General features: G+C 69.2%; 6 protein-coding genes. 1 reads left to right on the plus strand and 5 read right to left on the minus strand.

Annotated elements, in window-relative coordinates; genetic code table 11:
• Window positions 1–44: 44 nt before the first annotated feature.
• From ACH107_RS06555 to ACH107_RS06575, 5 genes are all read right to left on the minus strand, one after another.
• Complete coding sequence (locus tag ACH107_RS06555) at window positions 45–848, minus strand: cell wall hydrolase (RefSeq protein ID WP_412505148.1); 804 nt, start codon at window positions 846–848, stop codon at window positions 45–47.
• 28 nt (window positions 849–876) lie between these two features.
• The gene (locus ACH107_RS06560; protein ID WP_412505149.1) at window positions 877–3432 is read right to left on the minus strand and encodes a putative PEP-binding protein; all 2556 of its coding nucleotides are present in this window, start codon (window positions 3430–3432) and stop codon (window positions 877–879) included.
• A gap of 136 nt (window positions 3433–3568) precedes the next feature.
• Complete coding sequence (gene glyS, locus ACH107_RS06565; RefSeq protein ID WP_412505150.1) at window positions 3569–5836, minus strand: glycine--tRNA ligase subunit beta; 2268 nt, start codon at window positions 5834–5836, stop codon at window positions 3569–3571.
• A gap of 1 nt (window position 5837) precedes the next feature.
• Window positions 5838–6368, minus strand: a complete 531-nt coding sequence (locus tag ACH107_RS06570; protein WP_310691242.1) for a DUF6446 family protein — start codon at window positions 6366–6368, stop codon at window positions 5838–5840.
• Entirely contained in the window at window positions 6365–7300 is a 936-nt protein-coding gene (locus ACH107_RS06575; RefSeq protein WP_412505151.1) for a glycine--tRNA ligase subunit alpha, read from the minus strand. The genes ACH107_RS06570 and ACH107_RS06575 overlap by 4 nt, the downstream gene beginning before the upstream one ends.
• A 251-nt stretch (window positions 7301–7551) precedes the next feature.
• Between ACH107_RS06575 and ACH107_RS06580 the strand changes: the two genes are divergently transcribed.
• Window positions 7552–9315: a trypsin-like peptidase domain-containing protein gene (locus ACH107_RS06580; protein ID WP_412505152.1), complete on the plus strand. Its 1764-nt coding sequence runs from the start codon at window positions 7552–7554 to the stop codon at window positions 9313–9315.
• Window positions 9316–9431: the final 116 nt, after the last annotated feature.

Raw genomic sequence — 9431 nt, forward strand, 5'->3', positions numbered from 1 at the left:
CGCCGATGCGCGACCGGCGAATGCCCGCGCGCGACGCGGCCGGGTCAGCCCTGGCGGTAAAAGTGGTGCGAGCCGATGGTGGTGGTCCGGGGAAACACCCGGGCCCAGCGGGGGCTGACGGCGCGGGTGTGGTAATAGGTGGCGCCATTGGTCAGATCGCCTGGCGCCGTTCCGTCCATCAGCAGGCGCGCGACCTTGCCCACGGTGGCCCAGGCCTGTGGCTCGTGCACCGTCTCGGGGCTGCCGTCGCAGGTAAAGGTGAACTGGCAGGCATAGAGCTGCCCGGTGCCCTGTGTGACAACGGCGCAGACATCATCGGGAAAGCGCGCGCTGTCCACGCGGTTGAGGATGACCTCGCCCACCGCGAACATGCCGCGCACGGTTTCACCGCGGGCCTCGAAATAGAGCGCCTCGGTCAGGCATTCCCATTGCGCGCCGCCATCGGCCCCGGGCTGGTCGGCGAGAAAGGCGCTGTCATAGGCGATTGTCCCCTCGGCGGTCGCAACCTTGCGCGCCACGGGGGTGGGCGGCGCGGTCAGCGCCGACAGGCGGCTGTGGGGCACCATGCCGATCGCGGCGCGTTCCTGGCCCAGCAGGGCAGCAAGGCGCGTTTCCAGCAGCTCTGCCGTCGCGGAGGTGGCCAGCGCTCCAAGGGCAAGTGCCGCGGCCAGCGTGGCGCGTGTCAGCGTCCGAAACATCATTTCGTCATCCCCACAGGTGTTGCACGGCGCGGAGCCGTGCCAGCGCGGCAGGACATAGGCCACGGGCGGGCTTGCGTCCACCCCGGGGGTCACATGGCCGTCATGTGGCTGATGCAACGGGGTCACATGGCTGATTTGGCGCCTCATCCCCTTGTGATGCGCGGCCCCGAGGCCTCTATCCCTGCCATCCGCCCTTGCCTTCGAGGGCGAGCTGAGCGGCGGTCAACCGCGCAATCGGCACCCGGAATGGCGAGCAGGAAACATAGTCGAATCCATTCGCGCGGCAGAAATCGATGGCGGCGCGGTCGCCGCCGTGTTCGCCGCAGATCGACAGGGTCACGTCCGGGCGGCCTTCGCGGCCCCGCTCGGCGCCGATGCGCAGCAGCTCGCCCACGCCCTCCAGGTCCAGCCGGTGGAAGGGGTCTTCGTCATAGACGCCCAGCCGCACGTAGTCGGACATGAAGCGGCTCGCGTCGTCGCGCGACAGGCCATAGGTCATCTGGGTCAGGTCGTTGGTCCCGAACGACAAAAAGGCCGCGTGCTCGGCGATGTCGGCGGCGCGCAGGGCGGCGCGCGGGGTTTCGACCATGACGCCCAGGCGATAGTCGAAGTCCGCGCCGGTCTCGGCCCGCACGGCGGCGGCCACCGCGTCGATGCGGCCCTGGACCAGTTCGACCTCCTTCATGGCGCTGACCAGCGGGATCATGATCTCGGGCACCACCGGCGCGCCGGTCTGGCTGGCCGCGATCGTCGCCTCGAAGATGGCGCGGGCCTGCATCTCGTAGATCTCGGGCACGGTCACGCCCAGCCGCACGCCGCGCAGCCCCAGCATGGGGTTGTATTCCTCCAACTGCTCGATGCGCTCGACGACCTGGCTCAGCGGCAGGTCCAGGACATCGGCCAGGTCGCGCATGCCGGGCTTGCCGGTGGGCAGGAATTCGTGCAGCGGCGGGTCGAACAGGCGAATGCAGACCGGCAGGCCTTCCATGATGCCGAACACCTGCGCGAAATCCGCCCGTTGTAGCGGCAGCAGCCGGTCCAGCACCGCCGCGCGCCCCTCGGGGCTGTCCGAGAAGATCATCTCGTGCATCAGGTTGACGCGGTCTTCCTCGAAGAACATGTGCTCGGTCCGGCACAGCCCGATGCCCTGGGCCATGAAGTTGCGCGCGCTCTGGGCGTCGGCGGGGGTGTCGGCATTGGCCCGGATGCCGATGTCGCGCAACCTGTCGGCCCAGGACAGCAAGGTCTGGAAGGCGCCGTCGAGCGCCGCCTCGACCGTCTCGGTCTGGCCGTTGAGCAACTGGCCCGTCGTGCCGTCCACGGTGACGATGTCGCCCTCGCGGAAGATGCGCCCGCGCGGGCCCTTCACCTGCCGCTTGCGTTCATCGATCACCAGGTCGTCGGCCCCCACGATGCAGGGCAAGCCAAGCCCGCGCCCGATCACCGCGGCATGGCTGGTGATGCCGCCGCGCACCGTCACCACGGCCTCGGCGGCATGCATCCCGCGGATGTCCTCGGGCGTGGTCTCGCGGCGTATCAGCACGCAGGGTTCGTTGCGCGCCGCGCTCGCCTGGGCCTCGTAGGGCGAGAAGACCAGCCGCCCCGCCGCCGCCCCGGGGCTGGCGGCGATGCCCGTGGTGATGACATCGCGGGTGGCGCCCGCGTCGACCTGCCGGTGCAGCAGTTCCGACAGCGCGTCCGGTTCGACCCGCATGACGGCCTCGTCGCGCGGGATGATGCCGTCTTCGGCCAGGTCGACGGCCACACGTACCGCCGCCCGTGACGAGCGCTGCACCCGGATCGCGTCAAGCACCTGCACCGCGCCGTCCTGCAGCACGAACTTGATCTCCATCTCCTCGCGCAGCTTGTGCCGGCAGGTCTCGCCGAAGGCCTGCAACTGCGCGAAGACCTCCGGACAGCGGTCTTCCAGCGAGGGGCCGCGCGGGTCGCGTGTCAGATAGAGCGTGTCCTCCTGGTCGTGCAGGTGCTCACCGCTGACGGCCTGGGCCTTGTAACGCCCGGTGGGGCGGCGCTGGCCGGTGGCCGGGTCGATGAACTGGATCATGCCGTAGCCGCTTTCGCCCGCGCCGATCCCCAGCGCCATTTCCTGCACAACCAGCCCAAGCCCGGCATCGGCGGGCGCACCCCTGGCCTGGCGCAGCAGCCGCGCGCTGGTGCCCTCCCAGGCGCGCGCCATGGACCGCAGCACCTCGGCCAGCTGGACCTCGGCCTCCTGCGGGAAGGGCGCGTCCATCTCGGCCTCGTAGACGGCGAGCATGGCATTGAGGGTGTCGATGCTGGGATGGGCCGCGGCGTCGAATTCCTCGGCGTCCAGCCGGGCGACATGCACCGCGTAGGACTGCACGAAGGACATGTAGAGCCGGGTCGCCAGCGTCTCGCCGATGGCGCCGCAGAGCGCCTCGTGCTTGGCCGCGTTCATGCCGATGTTGAGCATCGCGCCCGGCCCACCCCAGTCGGGGTTGAGGCTGGAGGGGCGCACCGAGAGCAGCGGCAGCGTGGGAAACTCGCGCAGGATCATGTCGGCCGCCGGGGGCTGGCCGCCCGCGATCAGGCGCACCGCGTCGAAGGACAGCGCCACGGTCTTGGGCACCGGAAAGTCCAGGCGCACCAGCCGTTGCAGGCACTTCGCGCGGCCGCCATGAACCTCGGCCGCCATGGGCGCGGTCCGGGTGATGACGCACATATCCTTGAGGGTCACGACTTTCTGCATTGCAGCACTCCTCTGTGCAGCACCTTAGAGCGCCCGTGATTCGGCGCAAGTCCAGCGTGCCCCTTTCAGGGCCGACGGCGGGGCCGGGCGGGCGATCCGTGGACGGATCGCGGCGCTACGTCGACGCAGTGCCCGCCTAGCCCTCGATCCGGCGCAGGTCGGCCACGCCGAGGCAGGTGGTGCGGATGCGCGAGAGCAGGTTCAGCCGGTTGCGCCGCAGCACCGGGCTGTCGGCGTTGATCTGCACCTGCTCGAAGAAGGCGTCTATGGGCGCGCGAAGCCCGGCCATGGCGGCCATGGCGCTGGCGAAATCCTCGGCCGCCATGGCCGGGGTGATGCGCGTGTCGGCCGCGTCGAGCGCGGCGAAGAGGGCGGTTTCCGCCGCGTCCTCGGCGAACCGGGCATCGGCGCCGAAGGTATATTCGACGCCGTCAGCGTCCTCGGCCTGGGTGAGGATGTTGTTGGCGCGCTTGAATCCTTGGATCAGGTTCTCGCCATCCTCGGTGCGCAGGAAATTTTCCAGCGCCTCGGCCCGTTTGACCAGCAGGGTCAGGTCGTCGGCGCCATCCATGGCGAGGCAGGCGTCGATGACGTCATGGCGGATGCCCTCGCCCTTGAGGTGGACCTTGAGGCGGTCGTGGAAGAAGGCGAGCAGGTCGGCCCAAGACCGTTCGGCGTCTTCAACTGCTTTTTTCGCTGACCTCCTAACGAACTCATTGTCTTCCTCGTCCGCAGAGGTGGCGTCGATTGCGTCCGTAATCGAGGACAGCAGCTTTTCGCGATCATCCTCCTTGAGAAAATCGAATTCTGCAATGTTTCGAGCAGTTTCTAGCAAGCGCGAGGACCCAAGTTCGGCAGAGACCAGTTCCGGCTGAAAATGCTTCTCGAAAAGCGACCTCAAAAGTATGTTTCGGAGGCGTGTCCGCACGTTATTCCCCAACACCAACCTTATCACCCCCAGCGCGGCGCGGCGCAGGGCGTAGGGGTCCTTGCTGCCCGTCGGCTTCTCGTCGATCGCCCAGAAGCCCGTCAGTGTGTCCAGCTTGTCGGCCAGGGCCACGGCGACCGAGACCGGCGCGTTGGGCACGTCGTCGTCCTGTCCCATGGGTTTCCAGTGCTCGCGGCAGGCCGCGGCAACCTCCGGGCTGCGCCCGGCCTCCAGCGCGTAGTAGCGGCCCATGACGCCCTGCAACTCGGGAAACTCGCCCACCATTTCCGAGCGCAGGTCGGCCTTGGCGATGCGGGCGGCCTCTTCGGCCGTCTCGGGGTCGGCGCCCACCTGCGGCGCGATCTCGCGGGCCAGCGCGGCGATGCGGTCGACCCGGTCGGCCTGGCTGCCCAGTTTGGCGTGGAAGGTCACCGCGGCCAGCCCGTCGCACCAGTCCTGCATGCCGGCCCTGGCCACGCGCAGGTCGTTGTCCCAAAAGAACCTGGCGTCGGCCAGCCGCGCGGCCAGCACCTTCCGGTTTCCGGCGAGGATGGTCTTGCCGCCATCCGGCGCGGCGATGTTGGCGACGGTGACGAAGCGGGTGATCTGCCCGGTCTTGTCGCGCAGCGAAAAGAACTTCTGGTGTTCCTTCATCGAGGTCTGCAGCACCTCGGGCGGCAGGTGCAGGAAATCGGCGTCGATCTCGCCCATCAGCACCACGGGCCATTCCACCAGCCCCGCGACCTCGGCCAGCAGGCCGGTGTCCTCGACCAACTCCAGCCCGGCGGCGAAGGCCATGTTGGCCGCCTCCTGCCGGATGTGCTCGGCGCGTTCCTCGGGGCGCAGCAGGACGCGGGCCTGTTTCAGTTTCGCTTCGTAATCCTCGAAGGACGAGACGGCAAAGGCGTCGGGCGCCATGAAGCGATGCCCGCGCGTGGTGTTGCCGGCGGTGATCCCGTCGATCTCCAGCGGCACGACCTCGGCGCCGTCGTCGTCGGTCAGCAGGCACAGGATGGACTGCAGCGGGCGCACCCAGCGCAACGAACCAGCGCCCCAGCGCATCGACTTGGGCCAGGGGAAGTGGCGCACCGTGTGGTCGAGCACCTCGGCCACGATCTCGGGCGCGGGGCGGCCCTTGTGTTCGATGACGGCAAAGTAAACCTGCGCCTTGCCGGTGTCGCGCACCTCCAGCGCGGCACGGTCGACCCCGGCGCCCCGGCAGAATCCCTCGATGGCCTTGTCCGGCGCGCCGACCTTGGGGCCCTTGCGCTCTTCTCGTGTGTCGGGGCTTTCGGTCGACAGCCCCTCGATGGACAGCGTCAGACGGCGCGGCGTGTGAAAGGCGCCCGCGCTGGCGTAGGTCAGGCCCGCCTCGACCAGCCCGTCGGTGACAAGGCGCTTCAGGTCGGCGGCGGCCTTGGCCTGCATCCGGGCCGGGATTTCCTCGGAGAAGAGTTCGATCAGTAGATCAGCCATGTCAGTCGGTCTCCGGCGGTTCGGGGCAGTCGTCGGGGACGGGCTCACCGTCGAAGACGACCGCGCCGCAGCGGTTGATCTGGTGCCAGGCGACGCCGCGCCCGTCGGGCAGGACGGCGACGAGGCGGTCGATGCCGTAGTCGATGTTCTCGACGCCCATCAAGGCGATGGCGTCGCCGCGTTCCAGCGCCGCGCCGATCTCTTGCGCGTCGTAGCAGTCGAACCAGCCGGGCCCGGTCAGCGGCTCGGGAGCCGCGGCGATCACGTAGGCCTCGCGCAGTTCGTCTTGCGACAGCGGCGTGTCGAAACAGGCGCGAAAACGGATCGGACTGCTGTTGGCGTCGATGGCGCGGAAGTTGTCGAAGGCGATGGGCTCGGGCGCATCGGTCTCGGCATCCGTCAGTTGCACGCCGCCGGCCGCTTCGGCGTCGACCTCCTCGTAATAGGCGTAGACCTGCAGGTAATAAAGCGCCACCCCGGCCACCAGCGCGCTCAGCACCATGGCCACGATCGCCAGCCGCACCGGGGTCATGCCGCGGCCCCGCCGGCCTCGGTCTGCACGAAGGCATCGGCGCAGAGCTTCGCCAGCGTGCGCACCCGGCCGATATAGGCCTGGCGTTCGGTCACGGAAATCACGCCGCGCGCGTCCAGCAGGTTGAAGATGTGGCTGGCCTTGATGCACTGGTCATAGGCGGGGTGGGCCATGATGATGCGCTGGCCGGTCTTGGGGTCTTCGGCGGGCTGGTCGAGAATGGTGTGGCACTCGGCCTCGGCCTCCTCGAAATGGCGCAGCAGCACGTCGGTGTCGGCCACGTCGAAGTTCCAGCGGCTGTATTCCTGCTCGGTCTGGCGGAAGACATCGCCGTAGGCCAGCGGCTGCGGCGCATCGGGCGCGTTGAAGGGCATCTCCATCACGTGGTCGATGCCCAGCACATACATGGCCAGCCTTTCCAGCCCGTAGGTCAGCTCGCCCGAGACGGGGTGGCAGTCGTGCCCGCCGACCTGCTGGAAATAGGTGAACTGGCTGACCTCCATGCCGTCGCACCAGACCTCCCAGCCGAGGCCCCAGGCGCCCAGCGTGGGGCTTTCCCAGTCATCCTCGACGAAGCGGATGTCGTGATGGGCCATGTCGATGCCGATGGCCTGCAGGCTGCCGAGGTAGAGGTCCTGCAGGTCCGGCGGGCTGGGTTTGATCAGCACCTGGAACTGGTAGTAGTGCTGCAACCGGTTGGGGTTCTCGCCATAGCGCCCGTCGGTGGGCCGCCGCGAGGGTTGCACATAGGCCGCCGCCCAGGGCCGGGTGCCCAGCGACCGCAGCGTGGTCGCCGGGTGAAAGGTGCCGGCGCCGACCTCCATGTCATAGGGCTGCAGCACGGCGCAGCCCTTGGCCGCCCAGTAGGATTGCAGCCTCAGGATGACCTCCTGAAAGCTGCGGGGCCGGGTCCGGGCAGGCACGTCAGCCATGGCTCACCTTTCGATTGTCGGCGCGCGGCCGCAGGATGCGTTCGGGCGCTTCAATAGGCGCGGCGGCGGGCAGGGTCAATGCGACGTGCCGGGGCGTCCAGCCGCAAGGTCACCACCGGCTGGGCATGCGGGCCGGCGGGTGCGATTTCGGGGTGCAAAGGTCTTCTGGTCTGGTAGGTTGTCCACCGGGGCGACCCCGGCAGGGGCACGGCCGCAACGACAGTGAAATCAACGGGTACGGGATGGGTGTCATGCGCAGGATAACGACAGGGCTTTTCGCGGTGTTTCTGGCCGCGGTGTTTCTGGCCGCGGTGATCGGCGCACTGGCCACGGGGCCGGCAATGGCGCAGCAGCGGTCGTGGGTTCAGGTCGAAGCGCAGCGGACATTGTCCGATGCGCAGGAGGCCGCGCGCGGCTATGCCGCCGCCGGGGTCGACGATGTCAACGGCTTCCTGCTGGGGACGGGCTGGTACGGGATTGCCCTGGGCCCCTATAGCGAAGATCGGGCGCAGACCGTGCGCCGCAGTCTGCGGGCCCGCGGCCTGATCCCCCGCGACAGTTACCTGGTCGACGGCAGCCAGTTCCGACAGCGCTACTGGCCCGCCGGGGTGACGGGCACGACCGCCGCCACGGATGCGCTGACCGAGCCTGCCGAACAGCCCGACCCCGCACCGACAGAAACCCCCGACGAGACCGTGGCCGAGGCGCGCGCTGCCGAGGGCCTTCTGCCCCGCGACGAGAAACGCGAATTGCAGTCCATGCTACAATGGGCCGGGCATTATGCCGGGGCCATCGACGGGCTGTTCGGGCGCGGCACGCGCAGGGCCATGTCTGCCTGGCAAGACGCCAACAACCACGAGATCACCGGCGTCATGACCACCGGCCAGCGGGCCGAGTTGCTGGCCGCCTACAACGCCATTCTCGAGGGGCTGGACATGGCCACGGTCCGCGATGAAACCGCCGGGATCGAGATGACGATGCCCACCGGCGCCGTCGCCTTCGAGGCCTATGAGCCGCCCTTTGCACGCTATGGCGCGACGGGCGATATGGACGCGCAGGTTCTGCTGATCTCGCAGCCGGGCGACCGGACCCGGATGTTCGGCCTCTACGAGATCATGCAGACGCTGGAGATCGTCCCCCGCGAGGGGCCGCGCAGCCGCACCGCCGATGGCTTCACGATCGAGGGGTTTGGCGAGGACATCCAGTCCTTCACCTCGGTGTCGCTGGAGGCGGGCGAGATCAAGGGCTTCACCCTCGTCTGGCCCGCCGGTGACACGGAACGCCGCGACCGGGTGCTGTCGGAGATGCGCGAGAGCTTTGCCCGTATCGACGGCGTGCTCGACCCGGCCGCCGCCGAACCGGACGATGACCAGGCCATCGACCTGGTCTCGGGGCTGCAGGTGCGCCGCCCCCTGCGCGACCGCAGTGGGTTCTACGTCAATGCGAGCGGCGATGTGCTGACCACGACCAGGGCTATCGAGGACTGCGGGTCCATCACCCTGGACAAGGCCCATGAGGCGCGCCCGGTCCACCGTGACGAGGCGCTTGGCCTGGCCGTGCTGCGCCCGCAAGAGGAACTGGCGCCCGCGCAGGTGGCCGATTTCAACGTCGGCGTGCCTCGCCTGCAGGCCGAGGTGGCCGTGGCTGGCTTTCCCTATGGCGGGGTGCTGGCCACCCCGGCGCTGACCTTCGGCACGCTGGCTGATATCCGTGGCCTCGACGGCGAGGAAGAGGTCAAGCGCCTCTCGCTCATGGCGCAGGAGGGCGACGCGGGCGGGCCGGTCTTCGACGGGGGCGGCGCCGTGATGGGCATGCTGCTACCTCGCCGGGCCGACAATGGCCAGGTGCTGCCGCCCGAGGTGTCTTTTTCCGTCCATGCCGAGCAGATCGTCGCCTCGCTCGATGCCGCCGGGGTGCCGGTGCGCACCATGCAGTTGGAGTCCGACATGAGCCCCGCCGCCCTGACCCAGAGGGCCGCCGACGTGGCCGTTCTGGTCAGCTGCTGGGAGGACTGACCGGACCCGGCGTGCGTTGCCGGACAGTCCGCGGCGGGGGGGGGGGGGGGGGGGGGGGGGGGGGGGGGGTGGGGGGGCGGGGGGGGGGGCGCCTCGGGGGGCCCGCGGCGGCTTCC

Source organism: Roseovarius halophilus (ex Wu et al. 2025), assembly GCF_047086965.1.